At 43.2% G+C, this 25,168-nt stretch carries 16 protein-coding genes, 2 pseudogenes and 1 other annotated feature; of the genes and pseudogenes, 12 read left to right on the forward strand and 6 right to left on the reverse strand.

Features of this window, described 5'->3' with window-relative positions; genetic code table 11:
* Positions 1–370 precede the first annotated feature (370 nt).
* The gene (locus tag DESDI_RS07845) at positions 371–1,321 is read left to right on the forward strand and encodes a zinc-binding dehydrogenase (protein ID WP_015262102.1); all 951 of its coding nucleotides are present in this window, start codon (positions 371–373) and stop codon (positions 1,319–1,321) included.
* A gap of 446 nt (positions 1,322–1,767) precedes the next feature.
* Here the strand turns inward: DESDI_RS07845 and DESDI_RS18270 are convergent, their stop codons facing one another.
* From DESDI_RS18270 to DESDI_RS07860, 3 genes and pseudogenes are all read right to left on the reverse strand, one after another.
* Positions 1,768–2,058: a DUF4317 family protein gene (locus tag DESDI_RS18270; protein WP_015262103.1), complete on the reverse strand. Its 291-nt coding sequence runs from the start codon at positions 2,056–2,058 to the stop codon at positions 1,768–1,770.
* Between the two features lie 129 nt (positions 2,059–2,187).
* Positions 2,188–2,484: a hypothetical protein gene (locus DESDI_RS07855; protein WP_015262104.1), complete on the reverse strand. Its 297-nt coding sequence runs from the start codon at positions 2,482–2,484 to the stop codon at positions 2,188–2,190.
* A gap of 20 nt (positions 2,485–2,504) precedes the next feature.
* Positions 2,505–5,843 (reverse strand): annotated as a pseudogene (locus DESDI_RS07860) (DEAD/DEAH box helicase).
* 265 nt (positions 5,844–6,108) lie between these two features.
* Positions 6,109–6,301, forward strand: a binding site (T-box leader).
* Positions 6,302–6,441: 140 nt separating this feature from the next.
* Between DESDI_RS07860 and proC the strand changes: the two are divergent.
* The 4 genes from proC (at position 6,442) to DESDI_RS18060 (ending at position 9,908) form a co-directional block, all read left to right on the forward strand.
* Positions 6,442–7,245 carry a pyrroline-5-carboxylate reductase gene (gene proC, locus DESDI_RS07865; RefSeq protein ID WP_015262105.1) on the forward strand — a complete coding sequence of 268 codons (804 nt, stop codon included), beginning with the start codon at positions 6,442–6,444 and terminating at the stop codon, positions 7,243–7,245.
* On the forward strand, positions 7,242–8,354 hold the full coding sequence (gene proB, locus DESDI_RS07870; RefSeq protein ID WP_015262106.1) for a glutamate 5-kinase: 1,113 nt from the start codon (positions 7,242–7,244) through the stop codon (positions 8,352–8,354). Before proC ends, proB begins: the two co-directional genes overlap by 4 nt.
* A gap of 18 nt (positions 8,355–8,372) precedes the next feature.
* On the forward strand, positions 8,373–9,626 hold the full coding sequence (locus DESDI_RS07875) for a glutamate-5-semialdehyde dehydrogenase (protein ID WP_015262107.1): 1,254 nt from the start codon (positions 8,373–8,375) through the stop codon (positions 9,624–9,626).
* 144 nt (positions 9,627–9,770) lie between these two features.
* On the forward strand, positions 9,771–9,908 hold the full coding sequence (locus tag DESDI_RS18060) for a hypothetical protein (protein WP_015262108.1): 138 nt from the start codon (positions 9,771–9,773) through the stop codon (positions 9,906–9,908).
* 99 nt (positions 9,909–10,007) lie between these two features.
* On the opposite strand, the gene DESDI_RS18545 is transcribed toward DESDI_RS18060, so the two are convergent.
* The 3 genes and pseudogenes from DESDI_RS18545 to DESDI_RS07885 form a co-directional block, all read right to left on the reverse strand.
* Entirely contained in the window at positions 10,008–10,157 is a 150-nt protein-coding gene (locus tag DESDI_RS18545) for an IS3 family transposase (RefSeq protein WP_083879856.1), read from the reverse strand.
* Positions 10,115–10,870 (reverse strand): annotated as a pseudogene (locus DESDI_RS07880) (IS3 family transposase); the annotation flags it as partial. The pseudogene DESDI_RS07880 and the gene DESDI_RS18545, both read right to left, overlap by 43 nt.
* A 23-nt stretch (positions 10,871–10,893) precedes the next feature.
* Positions 10,894–11,577 (reverse strand): helix-turn-helix domain-containing protein, encoded by a 684-nt coding sequence (locus DESDI_RS07885; RefSeq protein WP_015262109.1) that lies wholly within the window; start codon positions 11,575–11,577, stop codon positions 10,894–10,896.
* A gap of 866 nt (positions 11,578–12,443) precedes the next feature.
* Between DESDI_RS07885 and DESDI_RS07890 the strand changes: the two genes are divergently transcribed.
* The 7 genes from DESDI_RS07890 to DESDI_RS07920 all read left to right on the forward strand — a co-directional run bounded on the left by DESDI_RS07890 (position 12,444) and on the right by DESDI_RS07920 (position 25,159).
* Positions 12,444–13,472 carry a 3-deoxy-7-phosphoheptulonate synthase gene (locus DESDI_RS07890; protein ID WP_015262110.1) on the forward strand — a complete coding sequence of 343 codons (1,029 nt, stop codon included), beginning with the start codon at positions 12,444–12,446 and terminating at the stop codon, positions 13,470–13,472.
* Positions 13,473–13,686: 214 nt separating this feature from the next.
* Positions 13,687–18,582, forward strand: coding sequence for an Ig-like domain-containing protein (locus tag DESDI_RS07895; RefSeq protein WP_015262111.1), 4,896 nt, complete (start codon positions 13,687–13,689; stop codon positions 18,580–18,582).
* Between the two features lie 172 nt (positions 18,583–18,754).
* On the forward strand, positions 18,755–19,513 hold the full coding sequence (amrB, locus tag DESDI_RS07900; protein WP_242825451.1) for an AmmeMemoRadiSam system protein B: 759 nt from the start codon (positions 18,755–18,757) through the stop codon (positions 19,511–19,513).
* A 429-nt stretch (positions 19,514–19,942) separates the two neighbouring features.
* Positions 19,943–21,160, forward strand: coding sequence for an MFS transporter (locus DESDI_RS07905; protein WP_015262113.1), 1,218 nt, complete (start codon positions 19,943–19,945; stop codon positions 21,158–21,160).
* A gap of 129 nt (positions 21,161–21,289) precedes the next feature.
* The gene (locus DESDI_RS07910; protein ID WP_015262114.1) at positions 21,290–22,084 is read left to right on the forward strand and encodes an alpha/beta fold hydrolase; all 795 of its coding nucleotides are present in this window, start codon (positions 21,290–21,292) and stop codon (positions 22,082–22,084) included.
* A 179-nt stretch (positions 22,085–22,263) separates the two neighbouring features.
* A complete protein-coding gene (locus tag DESDI_RS07915; protein WP_015262115.1) occupies positions 22,264–24,003 on the forward strand; it encodes an ABC transporter ATP-binding protein in 1,740 nt (579 codons plus the stop codon).
* A gap of 28 nt (positions 24,004–24,031) precedes the next feature.
* Positions 24,032–25,159 (forward strand): 6-phosphofructokinase, encoded by a 1,128-nt coding sequence (locus tag DESDI_RS07920; protein ID WP_015262116.1) that lies wholly within the window; start codon positions 24,032–24,034, stop codon positions 25,157–25,159.
* Positions 25,160–25,168: the final 9 nt, after the last annotated feature.

The raw sequence follows: 25,168 nt of genomic DNA on the forward strand, positions 1-25,168 counted from the left end.
GTTTTAAAATATAATTTAGTCGCCAACTCAATAATCATTGAATGAATGAATACTTATTTAGGAATACTGATTGTAAACTCAAATGGAGGGGATCAAGTATGACTGAAAAAAGTAAGAAAACTAAAAAGAATGCTAAGCAATCGGAAAAGCAGAACAATTCAGGAGAATAATCTGGGGGAGTAGCCACAGAACTTGACACCAATCATTTACTAATGGTTGGTGTCATTTGTTAATGAAAGTAAACATTATCCCAATTGTCAAGTTTCATTGACACAAAAAAGATTCAATGCTACCATTATTATAAATATTAAAATTATAGAAAATTCTCTCTATTATTAACGTGAGAGAAGCAGAGAAAGGGGTGCTTTACATGAGAGGTTGGGTATTCACGGAAACGCACGTTCCATTAAAAATGGTTGAAAAACAAGACCCGGTAGTTGTACCCGGAGAAGTCATCATCGATGTTAAAGCAACCGGATTATGTCACTCAGATGTGGCTGCGCTAGAAGATCCGGGCTGGATGAATCTGATTACTGCGGCCCCGCTGTATATGGGTCATGAGTGTGCCGGTGTCATCACCGAGGTCGGCGAAGGTGTGACCGGATTTAAAGTAGGTGACAGAGTTGGCGTTTGCCCGATTGCGAAAAGCACAGGGGAAGCGATTGGCTATCAAAGGGATGGCGGCTACGCTACTAAATGCTTAGTTCCAGCTGAATGCTTGGTTCCTATTCCGGATAATGTTAGTTTTGAGCAAGGGGCCGCGGCTACTGATGCCGGAATGACTGCATATCACGCCATGTTTAGGATAGGCGGTGCCAAGAAAGGTATGAAGGTCGGCGTTATCGGGATCGGAGGACTAGGTCAATTTGCGGCACGGATGGCTGTTCTAAGAGGCTGTGAGGTTTACGCAGCTGAAATAAATCCCCAAGCGCGCGAACTCGGTAAAGAACTTGGCATTAAGGAAGTTTATGAGAATGTCTCGGATCTAGCTGAAGTTGGCTGTGAGCTCATCGTTGATTATGCCGGATTCGGCAGTACCACTGCTCAGGCACTTGAAGCTGTCGCTAAATTTGGACGGGTTGTCGTCGTCGGTATGGGTAAGCTTGAAGCGACAATTAGTACCTACACGTTGATTCTTAAGCAAGCCCAAGTATTAGGTAGCAATGGTGGCGACACTGAGGATATCAAGGAAGTCTATGATTTCTTTGCCACGGGTATGCTCAATCTACAGCTTTCTACAATCCCATTTGATGAAATCAAAGATGGTCTTGATCGTCTCAAGCGTGGTGAAGTTAAAGGTCGGTTAGTTGCTGTGCTCTAAAAGAGTGTTAGCTATATTTTAAAACGTCGTTGTATGGAGATAGCATATTTTTACATAAACCTCCCAGGCCTTATGATTAAGCCCGGGAGGTTTATGTTATTAATTGAAATATTCCTAAAGCAGAAGCTAAAGCAACATTTTGGAATCTAATTTGAGAAAACAAGTGCATACGCTCAGTTTTCTGGTTTGGCTTAAGACATAAACTACTTTATAATGTAATTGTGGGGACATTCACATGGGAAACATGCCTAAACTAGGACTATATTTCACAAGGCGATTAATCTATTTTTTAGAAAGAAGTGATAATCATGTTAAAAGGAAGATGGTGTTGCTTCAAAGGATTACCGTCAACCATCCCTGCTACTAGAGAAAAGAATAATGAATCGCTACAATGGAATGATCCCGTTGAAAGGGCAAAAGCAACAGATGGTCAATTCAAAGCGTATTTAGAATGCAATTGTAAAGGAAAAAGATAATGCCGAAATCGTTAGATGATCAAAAGGGCTTGCCGCCAAACGTTTGAAAATAAACGTAGGCGGTAGGCCCTTTTTTTGAAGTTGTCCATGCAAATTCTGATTCTTGTCCGATTTTGCCATTCTGCCGAAATTCTCTTTTTCGGTGCCGATGATTTGCTTGTTATCACCTTTGACATAAATACTTACCACATCAGCAAGCTTCAATCGCGAATTATCCAGCTTAAATTCCTTACGAATACTTGCTACATCGTTTTTATTCATTATGTATCTCCTCCTGCCTTGTTGCCTTAATAAAGGTAACAAGGCAGGAGGAGCATAGTCAATAAAAAAATGTCCATACAAGAAAAGAGATCAGATTACATTAGGTAATGAGATCTCAAAAAAGTAAGTCTACCAGGCCTTGCAAGTGGTACCAAAATACTTTACACATAACCGACAGTTCCAATCCGAACCCATTCTTGTTCGCGAGCAGGTGGGCTTTTCGTTTTGGATAGCGAAAAGTGGCCCGTTATTAATTACATAATCGTCTAGGTTATCATTCTCTAGGTTAGCATTCTTTAGCTTATCGTGTCCCTTTGAAAGGAAGGCAGAGGCTTGTTCCTCTGTCATGTCGTCACGACTTCCGCAATAGACTATTTCGCGAGTTTTATCGACGTATTTACTTTCAATTACCGGTCTTTTGAGCATGGAGATTCTTCTTCCGTTGTCTAATTTGAGGAGGTACTATCCCAAGAATCGTCGATCTGTCCTTGGGTCAAATCAAAAAGTTCCCTCAACTCCTGCTCAGTTAACTTCGATAACATGGTCTCACCAGGTTGGATAACGGCATCGATAAGTTTTTTCTTTTTGGCTTGCATGGCATTGACCTTTTCTTCAATGGTCCCTTGGGTAAGAAGCTTAATCACTTGGACAGAACTGTTCTGGCCGATGCGATGAGCTCGGTCTGTAGCTTGATCCTCAACAGCCGGATTCCACCAAGGGTCAAAATGAATCACCGTATCGGCACCGATCAGGTTTAGACCTGTCCCTCCGGCTTTTAAAGAAATTAGAAAGACTTGGCCTTGGCCATTATTGAAGGAAGCTGCCATTTGGGAGCGAGCGAAGGCTTCTGTGGAACCCTTGAGGTAAAAGTACTCTATGTTTTCAGAGCTTAAATAGTCACGAATAATATCTAGCATGGTAGTGAACTGCGAAAAGACCAGAACTCGGTGGCCACTGCTTAAGGTATCGGCAAGAATCTCCTGGAAGAGGAGCATTTTTCCGCTTCCGCCGCTATAGTTGTCGATAAACATAGCTGGGTGGGAACAGATCTGGCGAAGTCGAGTCAGCGCAGCCAAAATCTTAATCTGGCTCTTCGCAAATCCGGAGGTAGCGAGATCTTGGGCGATCTGACGTTTGGTTTGCTGTAGGTAGGCAAGATAGATTTTCCGCTGCTCGTCGGTTAAGGACGCTTTGATTTCTGTCTCAATTTTGGGTGGAAGTTCTTTTAAGACATCCTTTTTAAGTCTGCGCAAAATAAAGGGCCTAATGTGCCGACTCAATTCATATAGAGCCTGAGGGTCTTCCCCTTTAATAATGGGCAGGGTATATTTGCGCTGAAACTCTTGGCTGGAGAGCAAATAGCCAGGCATAATAAAGTTAAATAAGGACCAAAGCTCCGCAAGTGAATTTTCAATGGGTGTTCCGGTTAAGGCAAAGTAGCTCTTGGCTTTAATTCTTTGGACAGACTTTGCATTAAGGGTCTGAGGATTCTTGATGTTTTGGGCTTCATCGAGGAAGCAATAAGAGAAATTAAATTCGGAAAAAAACTCGATATCTCGTCTTAATAAAGCATATGAGGTAATTACCAAATCCGCTTGGTCTATGGTCTTTAACTGTTCCTGACGTTCTTGCGGTGTACCATCGAGGACCAGTATTTTCAAGTCGGGAGTAAATTTCTCTGCTTCCGCCTGCCAGTTATAGGTCAGAGAGGTTGGGGCGATGACAAGAGCGGGAGAGACAGTTGCATTATCTTTAATAGAAGTAGCATTGGCAGAGGTCTTTTCCTTCTCTGCTAAGATAAAGGCGAGAACCTGTAAGGTCTTGCCTAGCCCCATATCATCCGCTAGGATACCGCCGAGGCCATAAGAAGTCAGGGTCTTAAGCCAGCGGAACCCCGTCTTCTGATAGTCCCGTAGCACATCTTTAAGTGAGGTAGGGGGTTCATATTCTCCGTCCTGTGGCTCGAGGATGCTTTGGACGAGCTGCTTAAAGGCTCTATTGCGTTGAATCCCAGGTAAGTTAGCTTGACGAAGAAAACTATCGATATACATGGCTCTGAATTTAGGTAACTGGAGGGTCTCACCATTGAGATCGCCTTCCTTGAGGTTTAGATAATCGAGAAGCTGGGCCATAGATTCTAGCTCAGGTTGCTTCAGATCGAGAAAGGATCCGTCCCGCAGGCGGTAGTATTTTCTCTTCAAATGCAAGGACTGAAAGATCTGAGCCAGTTCACCCTGATCAATATCGCTATATTGAAAGGATATTTCTAGTAGATCTAAGGATTCATCTAAACGTACCCGGCCTGAAAAGCTGGTGGAGGTTCTAATTCTGAGCTTGAAGTCGTCAGAATAGAAGGCCTCAACCAGTTCTTGTAATTGAGGTAGCCACTCCACGATAAAGGCGAAGATCTTCTCATCATCTTCCAAACTGATGGTGCCTTGGGAAACGGTGAATTCAGCATGCTCAAAGATCCCTAAGATTTTTCTTTCTTGCTCAATGTCGCGGATGAGAATTTGCGAATGGGCTGTGTCGGCCTGTTTTGATTTTTTTTGCGAAGCAAAGGGATTGACCATATGTTCTCCGTAATGGAATTCCAGACGAGCGCGGATACCGTTTTCGCCAATCCTATCGAAGAAAATCTGAGGATGAAGCTTTTCCCGTACAAACTGCTCTGCGAGCTCAGGTTCGATAGAAACCGATCCTAGTTTTTCCATGAGAGGGATGGCTTCCGAAGCAAAGTGATCTTTCTGATTCGCGGGAAAGGTGAGGATTTGGTGGGATTTACCTGACAGGGTTTTAATCAGGTTAGGGAGGAACGCCTTCTGTTCCGGAGATACCTGGTAAATCATCTGATCATAAATATAATAACGTCCATCATTTGTAAGTTACAGAGGGAGTTTACTTTTTAAAGCCAGAGCAAGATCGTCCTCTTTTGACAAGACAGCAAAATCCAAGGGGATGTCTTAGCGGACGATATAGCCAGAATGGGGATGGCAATTAATATTTTCGTGGGAAGATGTCAGTGTTAAGGTAAAAGCCCTATCACCCAAGGCATCAAGAAATACACCTAAGTAATACTTGCTTAAGATAAAAGGTTTTTGGCTGAAGGGGGAGGTATAAGATGAAGGGTAAATACTGCGAAGATCATTGACCGCCTCATATTGCTTGAGCATTTCCTGAAGCATATCGATAATTTGTTGATCTTCTTCACTAAAAAAGTGCTGATGAGGATCATAAGTAAATTTCATTCCGAATTCCAGTGGGCGACGGTCGTGGATTGCCGATAAGAATTCTGTTAAATTCTTAACCACATAAAGACGCTTTAGCCCTACTTTCAGTTGTAGATAACCATAAATCTGGCGATTACAAACGATTTCCACTTCGAGCTCAAGGTTTAATTGATCTTGAGTACTTTTTTGCTCTGGTTTCGCAAATAAGGCGACAAAATCAGATACTGACTGACGCAAACCAGCATCTTCTAATGGCGAAGCAATCTGCTTCTGAACCGCTTTAAGGGTAGCAATTACATGCTTACAAGCACCGGAGTATTCATCAAATGCCGGGCAAGTACAATTATAAGAATAGACGGAACCGTTGTTGCGCATCTTGATATAAACATCATAAAGCCAATTGCCAGTGACGACGGCTGAAATCAATTGCTTTTCAGGATTCAGGGATAAATGACTTACCCTGTCATCAAGTGCGTAGGCTACGCCATGATCATAGACCCTTCTATTAGAAGCAAGAGTGCGAATTTCTTGCTCAGTGATATGAATAAATGACATTGAACAGATTCCTCCAAAAACGAACAAAGTGCTACTAGCATAGCATACTCCAGCATTCTTCCTCGAGTCAATTCAATCTATCCTCCTGAGCGCCAAAAGTCAATAAAGTCTGCGAATTTTTGGTTGAGCCATTGAATAATTTACCTTCACCTTATAAAAAAGATTTTTGGATGAACCTAGGAAAATCCCTAGTAAATCATAGAGGTATTATGGTAAAATGTATAAAACATTCACTAGACCTTAGAGGCTTAGTTGTGTATTGAATATATCGCCGAGGAACGATCTAGTAAGTAACTCGTTCTATAAGAGAGGGAAGGGTTGGTGCAACTTCCTGAAGATGAGTGACTGAACCCAATCGTGAGGCTTTGATGATGAATCAAACGGTTCCTGCCGTTATCGGGCTTAAGTGGCGTATTGCAATTAAGGTGGTACCGCGGAAGGCTTCTTTCGTCCTTGTTTAAGGAATGTAAGGGCCTTTTTTGCATATCATCCATTTATCCGATGACTACCAGCCGTAAGACGGCAAACTCCACCTGAAGCTAAGAATCACTTAATGGGTTTTTAATAATACTTAATCAAGAGAGAAGAGGAAGCTATCATGCAAAAGATTGGTTTTATCGGGGCAGGAAATATGGCTGAAGCCATTATTAAGGGACTAGCCACTACAGGTCGATATGAGATTCGAGTGACCAATCGTTCCAATCAGGTTAAGTTAGAGAAGATGAGGGAACAGTATGGGGTAATCCCGGCTTCCTTTACGGAAACGATTAAGGATTCCGAAATTATCCTATTAGCGGTGAAGCCTAAGGATGTTAATGAGGTTATGTCAAAAATCAGCGAGGTCATATCGGATAATCAGTTGTTTATTAGTGTGGCGGCAGGAATTCCTTTGGCATTACTGGAAAGACATTTGCCCCGGAATCCCCTTGTTAGAGCTATGCCCAATACCTCTAGTGCAGTTATGCATTCCATGACGGGGTTAGTAAAGGGGCAAGGGGTCGGTGAAAAAGATACAAAAGATGCGGAAAATATATTTGGAGCGGTAGGGAGGTTTGTCTGGGTTGCCGAGGAACAGATGAATCCACTGATTGCTATGAGCGGAAGCGGGCCGGCCTATTTTTATCTCTTTACAGAGGCTTTGGTTAAAGCTGGGGTGGAGATGGGCGTTAGTCTGGAGGTAGCAGAGATACTTGCCAAAGAAACCATCATAGGGGCTGCGAAAATGTTGGACACGAGCGACAAATCACCGAGCGAGCTGCGAGTGGCGGTTACTTCTCCCAAAGGAACAACCCAGGAAGCCTTGAACGTGTTTTGGGAAAACGGGTTGGAGGAGTTGGTGGCGCGGGCAGCCAAAGCGTGCAAAGCACGTGCTGAAGAGATGGAAAGGGTGTATCTAGAGTGAGTGATTTTCGGCGGATTGTCATAAAAATTGGAAGTAGTAGCTTAAACCACCCTGAAGGTGGCCTTGATGATCAAGCAATTGATAGAATTGCTCAATTGGTTGCTGAGATTCGTAAGTTCGGAGTGGAATGCGTCCTAGTCAGCTCGGGTGCAGTGGCTGCCGGTGTCGGGAAACTGAATTTAAAGTCTAGACCTAAGAACGTAGCAGGTAAACAGGCTGTGGCTGCTGTTGGTCAAGGGGTTCTCATCGAGAAATACGCTCTTGCTCTAGAAGCCCATGGTCTAGTCTGTGCTCAGGTTTTACTTTCACGAATCGACCTGGCTGAAGCTTCACGCTATCGGAATGCACAGAATACCTTGGAACAATTGCTCCGCTTTCACGTCGTTCCGATTATCAATGAAAATGATACGGTTGCTGTTGAGGAACTTTGTTTTGGGGATAATGACCGCCTTTCGGCACTTGTGGCAGGGCTGGTTCACGGAGATTTGCTGGTAATACTCACGGATGTGGAGGGTCTTTATTCTGCCAACCCTAAACTGGATCCTGAGGCCAAGCTCATTACGGAAGTTAAAGATCTTTCCGAAGTTGTGGGGGTGGCTGGTGGACCGGGTAGCTCCTTAGGAACCGGTGGAATGCTTACGAAGATTAAAGCTGCGGAGATCGCTACCCGTTTTGGTATCGGTATGTTCCTTCTTCACTCCAGACATATGGAGGATATTACTAAGCTTATTCAGGGAGAACGTCCCCTTGGTACTTATTTTCTACCAGCTGAGCATCGCATTATGGGAAGAAAACGTTGGATTGCCTATGGAGGGCTTTCAGAAGGAAGCATTTTTATTGACCAAGGGGCAGTCAATGCTTTGCTTACAGGAAAGAGTTTACTAGCTTCCGGTATCACGGGACTAGAAGGAACCTGGGAGCGCAAGGAGCTAGTTCGTATCAATAGTCCAGAGGGGATTGAAGTCGCCCGAGGACTCGTGGAGCTAAACAGTGATGAACTAGAAAAAGTACGGGGGAAACATTCAGATGTGATGTTAGACTTAATCCCGAATTTGGAGGGTAAAGAGGTCGTGCATCGTGACAATATGACGATGATGCTGGAATGTTAGAAAGGAGAGATTATTAGGATGGATTTTTCACCGGAACTAATAGCTATAGGCCAAAAAGCTAAGGATGCTGCCCGTAAATTGGCTTACTCAAGCACAGCGAATAAGAATAAAGCTCTTTTGGCCATGGCCGATGCGCTTCTTGCCCATGAGCAGGAGATCCTAGTCGCTAATCAAAAGGATGTAGAGGCTGCTATTCAAAAAGGAATTAAAAAATCCTTGGTTAATCGCCTGACCTTGACTTCAGAAGGCATTCATCAGATGAGTGATTCCTTAAGGGAAGTCGTAAATTTAGCCGATCCGGTGGGAGAAGGGGAGTTTTGGACTCGTCCCAATGGACTGCGCATTCAGCGTACCCGTGTTCCCTTAGGAGTCGTAGCCATGGTCTATGAAGCTCGTCCCAACGTGACCGTGGACGCAGCAGCCCTCTGTCTTAAATCCGGAAATGCCGTGATTTTGCGGGGAGGCTCAGAAGCAATAGAAAGTAATAAAGTCTTAAGCAGGGTGATCTCGGAAGCTTCTGAAAGGCAAGGAATGCCAACAGCCTCTATTCAACTACTTGAAAATACCGACCGGCAATGGGTCCAACAATTGATGAAGATGAATGGTTATGTAGATGTCATTATTCCTCGTGGGGGAGCAGGACTCATTCAAACGGTTGTCAAGGAATCCACAGTCCCAGTTATCGAGACAGGTACCGGGGTCTGCCATGCTTTCGTGGATCAGGAGGGGAATTTTGACAAAGGTGTCAGCATCGTTTTTAACTCGAAAACCCATAGACCGGGAGTGTGCAACGCCTTAGAAACTGTGCTTATTCATGAAGCGGTTGCTTCCGAATTCTTGCCCTTGCTGGGAGAAAAGCTCTGGGATTACGGGGTGGAAATTCGCGGATGTGAAAAAACCTGCGCCATTTTGCCCTATGCATCTAAAGCTAGGTCAGAGGATTGGGGAACTGAGTATCTGGATCTCATCATCAGCGCCAAAGTTGTGAAGGATGTGGATGAGGCCATGGATCATATCTACCAGTACGGAACTAAGCATTCGGAGACGATTATTACTGAGAATTACACGACAGCTCAACGCTTCTTAAATGAAGTAGACGCAGCGGCTGTTTATGTCAATGCTTCCACACGCTTCACAGATGGAGGTCGATTCGGCTTCGGTGCAGAGATCGGTATCAGCACCCAAAAGCTTCACGCTCGTGGACCTATGGGACTAAGAGAGCTTACAACTATGAAGTATATGATTTATGGAGAAGATCATATTGTAACCTGATATGAATAGCATGGGATTTGAAATACAATTATAAATAAGCGAATATTTCCATGGTTCCAATTGCCATTATAATTAGATTCCGACTCAAGCATACTAAATTCAAGTTCGATGTATAGCTTGTCGTTGTACGAGGAGGAATAAATAATGGATAAGAGAATACTGGAAAGCGTCAAGGAATTTTATCGAAACGTTAAAAATCAAGAATTTGCCTCGGACCTGTTTTCCTACCAAGGTAACTCAGACGATGATCAAGAGCGCAAGCCTAATTATTATGAAATCTAAGGCAAAGACCTCCTCAAACTCTGAACTGCTCCCCGTCAAGTAGACAGGTAAAAAAGAAAAATTGTGGAACTGGACTCCTAATAATGGGGGTCCAGTTTTTTATGACGCTTTCTCAAGTAATTGGCGATATGTCATCGGAGGCATTTTGTTAAGCCTCTTTTGTCGGCGTTCGTAGTTATAGAAGTATATGTATCTCTCAATAGCTGCTACCAGGCTGTCGTAATCTTTAAATTTTCTAAGGTAGTACATTTCGCATTTAAGAATGCCCCAAAAGCTTCCATAGGGCCGTTATCGATGCAGCGACCGACCCGCGACATACTTTGTGTCATTTCTGCTTTGTCCAATCTGGTCTTAAATTGCTTATTTGTGTATTGATAGCCTCTATCACTATGAAACAGTGGGTGTGCATCAGGGTATTTGGAAACTGCCAAATCAAAAGTGTCAAATACAAGCGGATTATTGTTGTTGCGGCTGAGGGCGAAAGAGACAATACTTTTATCCTTGAGATCGAGGATTGCGCTCAAATAGAGCTTTGAATTATCTCCATACTTGAACTCTGTGACATCAGTAAGCCACTTCTCGTTAAGATTCTCAGCCGTGAAATCACGGTTTAAAATGTTCTCCGCTGTAATTTCCGGGGTAGACCGCTGGTATTGCGGACGCTTTCTGCGAATAACGGCTCTTAAGCCCACCAGATGGGTAAGCCGGTATATTCGTTTGTAATTGTAACCAGTTTTGTATCTTTCGTTTAGTTCGTCTGTCAATCGCCTATATCCATATATCCCATTAAATTCAGCGTAGAGATAACCGAGCTTGTGAACAATATCTTCGTTTTCATGTTCGTGGGTACTCTTGTCGCGGTGTAGCCACTTGTAATAGGATGACCTGTTTAGCTTTAATATTCTACAGATGTTCTTTACTGGGTATCCTTCATTTTCATGGAGCTCCTTAACAGCTATATAAAGCCTTTCTTGACGGACGCCGCTTAGCCCCGCCTCCTTTCAATTTCTTGAACTTTTTTTAACACAGAAATCTCCATTTCTTTTTGTTTGTTCTCGGCTTTTAGTATTTTATTCTCTGCTCGAAGGCGCTCGACTTCAGTCATCTCATCTAACAGCTTACGTTTCCCGCGCTTGTCTATGAGTCCGTCTATGCCTTTTAACTCATATTTGCGTACCCAACTAAATAGCTGTTGGTAGGATACGCCATACTTCTCGATTGTTGCACTATAATCCTTACCTTTGGCTATGCAGTAACTGACAATTTCAATCCGTTCGTCTAATGTGGTTGTCCGTCCTCTGGTCATATAGATTCCTCTCCTTTGGGCCCCGGTCGCCCGAAGTTCCTTATGACCATTATACAACGCTACCCAATCTAAGAGTTGCGTCTTACTGCGGATGTTATATATCTTACATATCTCCATAAAGCTTCCTTCGCCTCGAAGGTACGCCTCTACTGCTGCGGTTTTTAGTTCCTCGCTGTATTTACTATTCTTATTTAAAACTGCTAGCCCTGATGCACCCATAGCCTCGTAATTCGCAATCCATTGCTGAAAGCTGGTTCTATCTACTCCGTATTCATGCGCTATACTGTCTTGGCTTCCTTCTCCGCGCTTGTATCTTTCTACTGCTTCCAATTTCTTTTCATAACAGATGCCTCTTCTTCCCATAAAAAAACTCCCCTTCGTGTAGTCCTGAATTTTTGTTATTTCAGGTGTCTACCCAAAAGGGAGCATATCACTCGAGGAGGTCTTTTGCTGAATAATTTTCTAGTTAAATTGATAAGTGAACTGCCGCTTATTGGATGAATATTTACTCGCTATATACACATTATAATGTAGAAGGGTACGTAATGGTTGAGCCAAGATTTATATATGCTTTGTCAAAGAGGTATAGATAAGTCGGTCAAAGATGATTTATAGGCGTTCGTTTATAAGTTGTCGGAGAGAAGATTCTTTTGGGTAAGGAAAAGCTTTTAGATAGTCGACTAACCTTGATTATCTGAGGGTTCCAACTTATCTACAAGGGTCGAGCTAAGATCATACTGGGTTTTGGAACATCTTTTGTATATAGACATACACCCCAAAGGTGCGTAGCTATATATAAATTTTTCGGTCTTGTTTAGCCGCAAGGTTAAATTAGGTCGGGTAGATATCTAGTATGGTCGACCGAACCATCATTTGAGGTGGCGATTATGCTTGGTTGTAGTCGAAAGATTATTACTAGGTAATAAGTTATCTCACTTGGTGTAAGATAGATCATTACGTGCTCTTCTTTATGATATTTCGAAGTAACAAAGGGTTTTGGCGGCACCTGGCCGTCATAAAGACTAGATATCCTTTTTCTTTTAGAGAAGGTCATCTAGTCTTAATTTTTTACCTGCGCCTAAAGGGTATTCTAAAAAAGATTTGAAGATTAAAGAATTGTTATATAAAAGATAGACTTTCTTCTTGCGAATTTTATATAATATATCTATACTTGTAATAATAAATATCTTTCAATGGTTTCCACCAAGAGATTAGGAGTGTATGTATAGATGAGTATGAAATTTGTAAAGAGAATACCCCCTGCCGAAGAGATTATTGAAAACTTATCTTTGAGTAAAGAAGTTAGAGAAATTCGCGATCGACGGGTTGATGAGATTAAAAAGATTTTAGCTAATGAGGACCGACGTTTCTTATTGATTGTCGGCCCGTGCTCAGCTGATCATGAAGACCCTGTCTGTGAATATATTGAACGACTGGCCAAGGTTCAGGAGAAAGTCAAAGAAACGCTGCTAATCGTCCCGAGAATCTATACCAATAAACCCCGAACCACAGGAGAGGGATATAAAGGAATGGTTCACCAGCCGGACCCAGAAAAGGCTCCTGATATGGTAGAGGGGATTAAAGCCATTCGTCGTCTGCACATTCGCGCTATTTCCGAATTTGGCATGCCCGCAGCTGATGAGATGCTCTATCCGGAAAACTATAGTTATCTAGCAGATGTCCTAGGGTATATTGCCATCGGAGCCCGTTCGGTAGAAAACCAACAGCACCGCTTGACAGTCAGTGGAATTGATTTGCCCGTGGGTATGAAGAACCCGACCAGTGGCGACATTACAGTCATGCTTAACTCCTTGATTGCCGCTCAAAGTGACCATTCCTTCATTTATAATGGTTGGGAAGTTGAAACCACCGGTAATCCTTATGCTCATGCCGTTTTAAGGGGAGCGGTCAATGCCAATGGCGAAAATATCCCTAATTACCATTTCGAAAATCTTATCCAGACAGCTCAGGAATATGAAAAGCTTGAGTTGGCCAATCCTGCTATCGTAGTCGATGTGAACCATGCTAACTCCATGAAGCGCTATTATGAACAACCCCGTATTGCCGGGGAAGTTTTGCACAGCAGGAAGTACGATTCCGTGCTTAAGAAGATGATCAAAGGGCTCATGATCGAGAGCTATATAGAAGAGGGTAGACAGGGCATCGGGGAGAACATCTATGGCAAATCGATTACGGATGCCTGCTTAGGTTGGGAAAGCACGGAAAAATTGATTTGCTTTATTGCTGAGAATGTCTAATCGAATAAAAAGCGATAGAAGAGTCCACTATTCTCATAATCGAAGAGAATAGTGGACTTATTATTTCAAAAGCGATGAACATCTGATATGGGAAATAGCAAATTAAAACGTTCTTATTCATAGGATACTAAAAAAGGATATCGTAATTGTTTATAGAATTTCTAAATTAATACAATTCTTCTTTGAACCATGGTAGGCGAAAGGATGAGGCGCTATGAATAAAGGGACTTTTAAAGACAGGAAGTTTTCCATAGGATTGGGATTCGTCATCTTGTTATTAGCCGGCATCTTTTGGGGCGTGAGCCAGCTGGAGATTACCCCTGAGAAAGTCAGTGCTTCTGAAGTTACCTTCGAGGCTCTGAGTTCTGATAAATTAGGAGTTGATCCAGAGAGCGCTTTTTTGTTGACAAGCAAGGAACCCTTGAACACAAAGACTATCGAAAAAGCCTTAAGGACAAATCCGGAATTTCCCTACACCTTGGCTGAGCAGGCCGGGGGCTTGACCTATAAGATTATCCCCAAGGAACCGCTCCAGGCAAATACCATCTACACTCTGTCTTTTGACCCCCAAGGGTTGGGTCGTGAAAATCTAAGCTGGGCTTTCCAAACAAAAGGACAATTTCGAGTTCTAAGTTCTTTGCCACGCAATGAGAGTACCCATATTCCTATTAATACGGGAATTGAGATTGCTTTTTCTTACGAAAATTTTGATATCGATCAGATAAAGCAGTATTTTAGCATATCGCCTGTTATAGAGGGGTCATTTGAACGACATAAAAAGACTTTGGTTTTTGTTCCCGATACATTACAACCGTCCACAGTTTATACAATTACGATAAAGAAGGGGTTCACTTTACCCGAAACCACACAAACTTTGTCAGAGGATTATGTCTTTAGTTTTGAAACAGAGCCGGCGAAGCAAACTAGCCCTTCTTTTCGTTATGATTTAGATGCAGAGTTAACAGAATTTAGCACCAGTGATATCCCTGCCTTTACAGCATACTTCAATAATCAAGCATTACGCCAAAACGGAACGGCGACGACTATTCCACCTCTTCATATTGATCTCTACCGCTATTCTGATCACCAGACTTTTCAGACTTCCCTTGCTCAACGAGATCAAATTCCCCGTTGGTCTTATTATACTTGGAATGGCTATAGGGAGGAGCTGGATCCCCAATTAGTAGTGGCAAAATACGATACTGAGTTTTTGCAAGTCAATGATTATGTGAATTACATCGTTTTTCCAGAGAAATTAGAAGCCGGTTACTATGCTGCAGAATTTAAAGCGGGAGATACAACAAGACAAGTATGGTTTCAGGTCACTGATTTAGCAGTATATCTTGCTCAAGGGGAGGGGAGTACCCTTTTCTGGGCTAATGATTTGCAAAGCAGAGCTCCGGCAGCCAATGCTGAAATCTATATTGAGAGTAAGCAATTATCTGTAACAGCAGATGATTCGGGAACGGCTTTAATCGATCAAAATCTAACGGGAAATGACCGAGACTACGCTCTCGTGAAAAGTGAAAACAAAGAAATATTAGTTCTGCTAGAGTCTTGGCCCCAGTGGTACAGCCAAGATAGTAAGGCGATGGATTACTGGAAGTACCTCTATCTCGATCGAGAGTTGTACCAGCCTGAAGATACCGTTCATTTTTGGGGAGTATTGGCTCCTCGGGGCAAGACAGATATTCAAGGCAAGAGCGTCGATCAAGTCAAGGAAATAACCTTAGAGCTTATGGGGGGAGACTATCCTTTTTATTATGAAACTGAGGTCAGCCCAATCCTTAAGCAGACCATCTCAATCGAAGACAAAACCTATCATGGGAAATTAAAACTGCCGGTGTTGAAACCTGGATACTATACATTGCAACTGAAGTTGGATGATACGATCCTGCTTTCCCGAGGTCTTGAAGTAGAGACTTACCGAAAACCTGCTTACCAATTGACTGTATCTCAAGATAAAAAGGCCATATATGCCGGAGAGACCATGAATTTTGCTGCGAGCGCGACCTTCTTTGAAGGGACACCTGTGCCAGGTTTATCCTTAAATTATTATGTTCATGGTAAAAGCAATTCTGTAATCACCGATGAACAAGGAGAAGCGCAGATTACTTATACTGCCACGGTGGATAAGGAAGCTTATCATTCCTATGATTATGTATCCTTAGGGGTGAATGCTTTATTGCCGGAAATCGGTGAAATCTACAACTCAGCAGAGTTATATGTATTTAAAAGCAAAGTTTACTTGACTGGAGAAGCTAAGCGCCAAAATGGTGGCTATACCCTGAACGCCAAGCTTTCTACAGTGGATCTAACGGGTATTAATAATGGAGAATATGTAGCCGAAGAGAATTTCCTAAAAGAACCTGTGGCAAATAGCCCCGTTAGGGCGAGTCTCTATCAAGAGATTTGGACACCGGTAGAATCAGGCAAACGCTACGACTTCATTAGCAAAGAAGTAGTCAATACCTACTATTATGAATACTCAACGAAGCACTTAGGTGATCTAGATTTAGTGACGGATGCCACGGGGCAGATTAATTATACAGGCGGTTCCTTGGAACGCCAGAATTCTTATTATCTCGATTTAGTTGTCGAAGATAAAGAAGGTCGTCCGTTTAAGAAGCGCCTCCATATTGGTCAGGATAACGGCAATCAGCAGTACCAATATTATTATCTTTTAAATGAAACAAAGAAGGAAGGCTATGAGCCTGAGGAGCAGGTTCAAGTGACTTTTATGGCTAACGACGGGGAGTTGACTGCGACAGAAGGGAAAATTCTCTACTTTGGTGGTCAAAAACAGATTGAGCAGTATCAGGTTAGCAAAGAGCCACATCATAGCTTTCTATTTAAACAGGAGCATATTCCCAATATAAATGTGGCAGGCGTCTATTTTGATGGCTACAATTATCGCGAAACTGATATCCTAAGTATTCCGTTTGCTCACCAGACCAAGGCCCTTCAGGTAAGAATAGAGACGGATCAAGCTGAGTATCGGCCGGGTGGTAAGGTGGAATTGAATCTTCAGGTCACAAATTCGAATGAGCAACCCGTGCCAGGAGCTCAAGTGAACCTTAATCTGGTCGATGAGGCGGTATTTAGTTTGCGTCAACAAAATGCCAGCTTTTTAACTACTCTTTATGGTGATCGGATTAACCTGAATCTCCTCACTAGGAAGACCCACTATCACCCTGAGATGGTTGGAGGGGCTGAGCAGGGTGGTGAAGGCGGTTCGGAAAGAAAGGATTTCCGGGATACGGTACTATTTACTACTTTACAAACTGACAATAATGGTCGAGCAAAGGTTGAATTTGAATTGCCGGATAATTTAACTTCTTGGCGAGTGACTTATCACGCGTTTGCTCAAGACCTGCAAGCCGGCAGTGGTACGGCTCAGATTCCTGTTCGGTTACCCTTCTTCGTGGAGATGAATTTGAATAAAACCTATCACGAAGGTGATTCTCCGGTAGTTATCCTCCGTGCCTATGGAGATCAATTAAAGGACAATCAAGAAGTAGCCTATGATATGAGACTAGTGAATAAGGAAGGCGAAGAGCAAACTTGGCATGTGACCGCTGATTCCTATACAGCGCTGGATTGGAAGCTGCCGGATCTGAATAAAGGCAAGTATACCCTTACAGTTGCGGCAGAAAGCGGTGGCTTACAAGACGTGCTCACAAAAGAATTCCAAGTAGTCGAGTCTTACCAAGCCAGAACGATTACCAGTCAGGAGCTTCTGACGGAAGGTATGGTGGTTAAAGGCTCTCAGCAGGAGCCTACAACCGTGGTTTTCAGTGATTATGAAAAAAGCCAATATTTACATGGTTTGTACCAACTGGCTTGGAATAACGGCAGTCGCCTAGAGCAAAAGCTGGCGGGGTTAGAAGCTAGAAAACTATTGAACGAGTATTTTCCTGAAGAAAAGCTATTTGAGGAAGAAGAGGAAGACGAAGATCCTCTACTAAACTATCAACAAGCGGATGGTGGTATCAGCATTCTGCCTTATGCAGAAAGTGATTTAGCACTATCGGCCATGGTTGCTTCCAGTACATCAGGAATAGTTGACGAAAGAGCTTTAAAAGGATACTTCTATCGGATGATGGAGGGAGAACAAGAAGTCGATCAAAGCTTGGTTTTATTAGGATTAGCCGCCCTTAAAGAACCGGTGCTGCTCCAAATTGAAGATTATCTTCAGCAAGGGAATCTGGCACCGGAGGTTAAAATTCACCTTGCACTTGCTTTGCTGGAATTAGGGGATGGGGCTTTCGCCGAAAAAGTAGTTCAGGAATTACTAGGCTTATTTAGTCAAGATTTGGGTAGCTCAATAAGGATTAATGTGGGACGTGATCAGGATGAGATGATCCAGGCTACAACCCAGATGACTTTGCTGGCCGCTCGTTTGAATCAACCGGAAAAGAATAAACTGTATCAATATCTCTTGGAAAACCAAGGGAAGGACGTTCTTAATCTGGTCGAACAAATCCAAATTCTCAAGTACAATCTCAAATACATGGAGGCTTCACCAGTGAGCTTCAGTTACGAGCTGGGCGGTGAAAGGATTACCAAAAGTCTGCAAGGCAGGGAAATCGCCAAATTGACTCTACTGCCGAAAAACTTGCAACAAATAAAGTTTGGTCAAGTGAATGGTCAAGTTGGAATCGTGAGCACTTATAACCAACCGATTAAAGCCGGAGAAACAGGCGATGGTACAGATCTAAGCATCGGTCGCAGCTATCTCGTCAATGGTAGTGAACGCACTTCGCTAAACAGCTCTGATTTGGTTCAGATTGTTATTGATGTCAACATTGGTGATAAAGCACCTGATGGGCACTATGAGGTTATCGACATTCTGCCTGCCGGACTGGCCCCTATTTCCCGCCCCAATAATTATCAGGATAATAATAGGCCATGGAATTACCCGGTTGAAGTGAATGGTCAACGACTTGTCTTCCAATTAGGCAAAGGCCAAGAGCAAATTAAGTATCTAGCCCGTGTGACCTCTCCCGGTGAGTTTATCTGTGAAGCTCCGGTTCTAAGTAATATTACGAACAGCGAGATTTTTACCAGCGGAGCCGCAGCAAAGCTTACTATTAACACGGATCAATAATCCATGCCTTACAAACGAGGATTGTAATATCATGAAATATTTTATTATTTTAATAACTAAGCCTTCATTGCTTAGGAACAGCTTGATTTTATGTTGTTTTCTCCTGCTTTTGCTAACAGGATGTAGCCCAAGAGCCCAAAATGCCCCGACAGTCGCTATTCACCCAAGCTTTGTGACGCAACAGGAATTAACCACGATTTTGGCAAGTGGTTCAGGAAAACCTAAAATTACCGAAAGAAGGGCAGTAAGTGCTGTCCTTCCTCATCATTTGCTGGCGGGTCGTCTGTTAGTGGATGCTATCGAAGCTTTGGCCCTACAGGAACCTAATTTGGTGATTTTAGTAGGACCTAACCATTTTAATCATGGAGGAAGAATAATTAGCGGGTTTTCCGGTTGGCAGACTCCGGAAGGAGTTATGGAGGTTGATGCTGAGGTCGTCGATCATCTTTTGGCGAAAGGTCTGGTTGTAACGGACGAAGAAGTCCTCGCCAAAGAGCACTCTATCGGAGCTCTCGCGCCAATGCTGAAGCATTTTCTGCCGGAAGCGGATATTGTCCCCCTTATCTTGCATCATGATATTAGTCTTAAGGAAGTCGATGCGCTATTAGAGGGACTGGAAGTTTTTGTGGATGATAAGGCGATATTAATCGCATCAGTGGATTTTTCGCATTATCTAACCAGAAGTGAGGCCCAGTTCAAAGATCAAGAGACACTAGAATATATGAAAGATTTCGATTATCCGGCCTTATTTGGTTTGGGTAATGATTACTTAGATTCGCCCGCCTCCTTGGTAGCAGCTATTCGCTTGGCAGAACAAAAAGGTATCAGGGCGTTCAAGGTGCTCGACAATACCAATTCCGGCATCATCCTGCGCAATGATTTCATCGAAACCACCAGTTATTTTACATTGGTGTTTACGGAAAATCTGTAGGAAGCGCTGCTGTAGAACAAACAGGCAATTGACTGCTCTATTTAGATATTGATATGTACTTTTCCTAATGGTATAATTTAAATAATTTTCATTAAAGGAGGACATCTAAACCATGTTGCATTCCGTTCGTATTCGGTAAGTAACCAGCAAAAGGCATTATCCCATTCCGAAGTGGGGCTTTTTTGTTGTGCTTATCGGCGGATGAAGACATGGTAAGGAAAGGGAAGCTCAAGGGAGTTTTCCCAATTTCTGTTGGTGTCTTTATATCACGTTGAAGCCTACAGGCTAAAGTCAAATTTTGGACTTTAGCCTGTTTTTTGTTGGTATTGGTAACTAAAATCGATAAGTCAATTGAGCTGAATAAAATAAAACTGAACTAATTTCAAGAAGAAATACAATACAAGCTATGTTATTCAAAGGAGAAATACTATGACTATAAAAACTGAACATTGGAAGCGTAGCTTCTATACCCTATGGGCGGGTCAGGCCGTTTCCCTCATCACCAGCGCAGTCTTGCAAATGGCAATCATTTGGTATCTTACCGAAAAGACCGGTTCAGCTATGGTTCTGTCCATAGCGACTTTGGTAGGTTTTTTACCTCAGGCGATTTTAGGACCTGTTATTGGAGTATTGGTGGACCGTTATCATCGTAAATACGTCATGATCGGTGCTGATCTTTTGATTGCGGCTGTAGGGTTGATTCTAGCCTTGGCCTCCTTGACCATGGAACTGCCTGTTTGGCTAATTATGATTGTTTTATTCCTGCGCAGTGTGGGTACAGCATTCCATTCTCCGGCTTTGAATGCAGCCACACCGCTATTGGTGCCAGAGGATCAACTGACAAAATGTGCAGGATATACTCAGTCCATTCAGTCTGCTAGCTATATTCTTGGCCCTGCTGTGGCTGCTCTACTCTATGTTATCTGGGATCTTAATGCCATCATCCTTTTGGATGTAGGAGGAGCAATTTTTGCCAGTATTCTTACGGCTTTTGTGTATATTCCCAAGTTGGAGGCTAGCCAAACCACAGTTCAGGGGGATTTTATCCTAGAGATGAAAGAGGGCTATTTAGCGCTCAGATCGAATAAGGGCTTGTTTGGCCTTCTCTGGGTGGGGGCACTATATATGCTCTTCTTTATGCCCATCAATGCCTTATTCCCACTAATGAGTATAAAATACTTTGGTGGAACCACCTTCCAAGCATCCATCGTTGAGATCAGCTTCGCCGTAGGAATGCTGGTGGGAGGACTTGTCCTAGGAGTCTGGGGAGGCTTCAAAAACCGTGTGATGAGTCTTACGGCTTCCATCGTGCTCATGGGTGCTAGTCTCGCCGTATCAGGGTTATTGCCGGTGAAGGGGTATGGATTTTTTGTTCTATGCTCAACCCTTATGGGCTTTTCTGCGCCCTTTTATAGCGGAGTGCAGACGGCTTTATTCCAAGAAAAGATTACCCCAGAATATCTAGGTCGTGTCTTTGCCTTATTAGGTAGCGTTGTTTCTGTGGCGATGCCTCTTGGTTTGGTGTTATCCGCTTTGTTTGCGGATACAATAGGAGTGAATCGTTGGTTTCTTATTTCGGGAATACTGATCATGGGAATCGCTGTGCTTCCTGGCATAATCCCTACCCTGCGAAACTTAGATCGATGAAGAAAACCCTACTTCGCCACGAAAGCACTGTTTTCGCACTTGTTGCTTTAAACCGTACATCCAGTACAAAAAGATAAGGCAGCTTAATCCTTACTATAGCTGACCCTATCAAGACAGTGAGGTAAGCCAATGCCTTTTGCAACCCTCGCCAATGGAAAACTACATTTCTTGGATCGTGGAACTGGTAAGCCCTTGGTCTTTATTCATGGACTAGGGGCTAACTTGAGTTTCTATGACCCTCAGATTAACTTTTTTAGCAAGACTCATCGGGTTATTTGCCCCGAATTACGGGGAAATGCTCGGTCTAGCAAACTTAACGTTCCTATTTCTAAAATTCTGGACACCCAGTGCAGCGATGTTGCGGCCTTAATAGAGAAGCTGGGAATTGATCAAGTGGTTTTGGCGGGGACATCCTATGGTGGTGCCTTTTGTTTTAACTTTGTCCTTCGTTATCCTGAAAAGGTGTCAGGGTTAGTTGTTGCAGATACCCTTGGAGATACTAAGATCAGCAGTGCTCGGGAAGCCTTTTTGGTGTTACTACACTATTGTGGGCTTTGGGGTCTCTATCTCCCCAAGCCCTTACTGACCTTCCTGATTAAACGAGAATATAAACAATGGCCCTTGACTCAAAGACATATGGTCGATTTCGTCCAAGGTATGCGTCGAACGGAATTCTTACTCCAGCTTTTGGCTATGAATCGGATTAATTTTACTCCCTATCTTAAGCAAGTGAACTGCCCTGTCTTAGGGATTGTAGGAGATCAGAATAAAGTGGGGGTACGCTGGATGAAAAGTGCTATGAAGGAGATTCCACAGTCCTCTTTAGAAATCGTTTCTCATTCCTTTGATCCGACGAATCTGTGTCAGCCCAAACAATACAACCACCTGGTGAAGGAATTCTTGGAAAAACTGGACCACATATAAGTGAGGGAAAGTTCTTTGGTTTTCCCCTTGGAAGGATAGAGTATTTTTTTTGTGAGCTGATAGGAGAAATAATAAATGAAAACTTGTCTCGTTGGTTATTGGACATTTTTGTGCTAGGATAATTATGCCAACATTTTTCAAGATACGACGACTATTAGTAGAAAGAGTGGAGATACCAAGTGAGTATTTTTAAGCGCTTTATCAGTTATTATAAGCCCTATCGATTGCTTTTTTACACGGATATGCTGTGTGCGATTATCGTGTCTATCATTGATCTATCCTTTCCGATGATTCTCAGTTACTTAATCAACAGTGTATTTACTAAAGGTAGGGAAGCCATTCTGGACACTATCCTTGTGGTAGGAATAGGCCTCTTGGCAATGTACATCATCAAATATTTTTGCCAATATTTCATTGTTTCCTACGGACATATCATGGGCGCGCGCATGGAAACGGATATGCGGCGGGATCTGTTCAGCCATTTACAGAAACTATCCTTTTCATATTACGACAAACGCAATACGGGTGAGCTCATGTCCCGGTTGGTTGCTGACTTATTCGATATCTCGGAGTTAGCTCATCACGGACCAGAGAACCTTTTCATATCTATTTTGAAGATCGTCGGTTCTTTTGTTATCTTACTGACTCTAAATGTTCAGATGACCCTCTCACTCTCGATTGTTACTCTTATAATCATTCTATTCAGCCTTTATAAAAATAAAGTAATGCAGCCCATTTTCAGTGATAATCGTGTCAAAATAGCTAAGGTGAATTCCAGTGTTCAAGATAGTCTGGCGGGAATTCGGGTAGTGCAATCCTTTGCCAATGAGACCATCGAGAAAAAGAAATTTGCTCAAAGCAATGGAGCTTTCCTAAAATCGAAAACAGGAGCCTATAAGATCATGGGAGGTTTCCATGCTTGGAACTCTTTCTTTGAAGGGCTACTTTACATTGTGGTGGTCGTTACAGGTGGGATTAATATTGCTAATGGGAACTTAAGGGCAACTGACTTAGCGGTGTATATCCTTTATATCAATATTTTCATTAATCCGATTGACGTTTTGATTAACTTTACCGAGCAATTCCAAAAGGGTTATGCGGGCTTTAAGCGCTTCGTCGAAGTGCTGGAGACTCACCCGGATATTAAAGATGAGCCTAATGCCAGACCCTTAACCCAGGTCAAAGGGGATATTGAGTATCAGAATGTCACCTTCGGCTACGATGAGGAGGAATCCCATGTTCTCAATCAGGTCAGTTTGAAGATCAAAGCTGGCGAAACCATTGCCTTGGTCGGTCCTTCCGGCGGCGGGAAAACCACTCTATGTTCCTTGTTGCCAAGATTCTACGAAGTGACTTCGGGAACCATAACCATTGACGGTCAGGATATTCGCAAGGTGACCCTTGATTCACTACGCAATGCCATCGGGGTAGTGCAGCAGGATGTCTATCTGTTTGATGGAACCATCAAGCAAAATATCGCCTATGGTAAAGCGGGAGCCACCGATGAAGAAATCATAGAGGCAGCGAAAAAGGCCAATATTCATGATTTTATTACATCTCTGGAAGAAGGGTATGACACCTATGTCGGTGAGCGAGGGGTAAGACTTTCCGGCGGGCAAAAACAGCGTTTGTCTATTGCCCGAGTCTTTTTAAAGAATCCGCCCATATTGATATTGGATGAAGCCACCTCAGCTCTAGATAACGAGAGTGAGCGTTATATTCAAAAGTCTTTAGAGGAGCTGGCCCAGAACCGGACGACCATTGTCATTGCTCATCGACTAAGTACGATACGCAATGCCGACGAAATTATTGTGATTACGGATGAGGGAATTAAAGAAAGAGGAAATCACCAGGAACTCCTCTTATTAGATGGGATATATGCTCATTATTATACGATGCAATTCGAGGGACTGGATTGAAACTTAAAACGAGAGTGAGGAATATACCATGGAGAACCTGAGTGGGGAACAACAGAAAAAGAGAAAGAGCAGTGCTATAAAAAAGCTGGCTATTTTGACAGGAGGCGGGGATTGCCCCGGACTGAATGCGGTGATTCGTGCTGCTGTAAAAACAGCCTGCTACCGTGGAATTGAAGTTGTTGGAATTCAGGATGGCTTCCGTGGAGCGGTGGAGGGAGATTTTCGCACCTTGGGGTTTAAGGATGTCTCGGGCATTCTTCCTCGAGGAGGAACCATTCTGGGAACGACCAATAGAGATAATCCTTTTGCGTATTCGGTTCAAGTTGAGGGAACGCGGCAGATTCAAGACCGCTCCGATGAAGTTATGGACAGGTTTAAAGCAGAAGGAATTGACGCACTCATCACCATCGGTGGAGATGGAAGCTTAAGTATTGCCCAGGAGTTCGCCAAAAAGGGGCTTAACGTTGTAGGTGTCCCCAAAACTATAGACAATGATCTCATGGCCACGGATCTAACCTTTGGTTTCCAGACCGCTGTGGCTACGGCTCAAGATGCCTTGGATAGACTTCACACCACAGCCGAGTCTCATCACCGCATTATGATTTTGGAAGTTATGGGGCGTTATGCCGGATGGATTGCCCTTTATGCAGGGGTTGCAGGTGGAGCCGATGTAATTTTGATTCCTGAGGTTCCTTATCAACTCGAAAGTATTGCGAAAGCAGTCAAAAGAAGAGCAGATCAAGGAAAGCACTTCAGCATCATTGTGGTGGCTGAAGGAGCTAAACCTTTAGGTGGGGAAATGGTTGTGGAGAGAACAGTGCCAGGGAGAACAGATCCTATTAAGTTAGGTGGAATCGGGGCCAAGCTGGCAGCAGATTTGGAGAAGTTAACAGCTATAGAGAGCCGGGTCACAGTGCTGGGGCATTTGCAACGGGGAGGTTCACCTATCGCCGTGGATCGGGTGCTCTCTACTCGGTATGGAGTTGCCGCAGTAGAAGCTGTGTTAGATAAGGATTACGGCATGATGGTCGCTTTGCAGGGGCAAGATATAGTCAGAGTGCCTATAAAAGAGGCTGTTCATCAATTGAAAAAGATAAAATCTGATGATCCCGTTTTACTTGCTGCACGCAGTATGGGAATTGAGTTCGGAGACTAAGAGCATTAA

The organism is Desulfitobacterium dichloroeliminans LMG P-21439 (genome assembly GCF_000243135.2).
Classification (GTDB): Bacteria; Bacillota; Desulfitobacteriia; order Desulfitobacteriales; family Desulfitobacteriaceae; genus Desulfitobacterium; species Desulfitobacterium dichloroeliminans.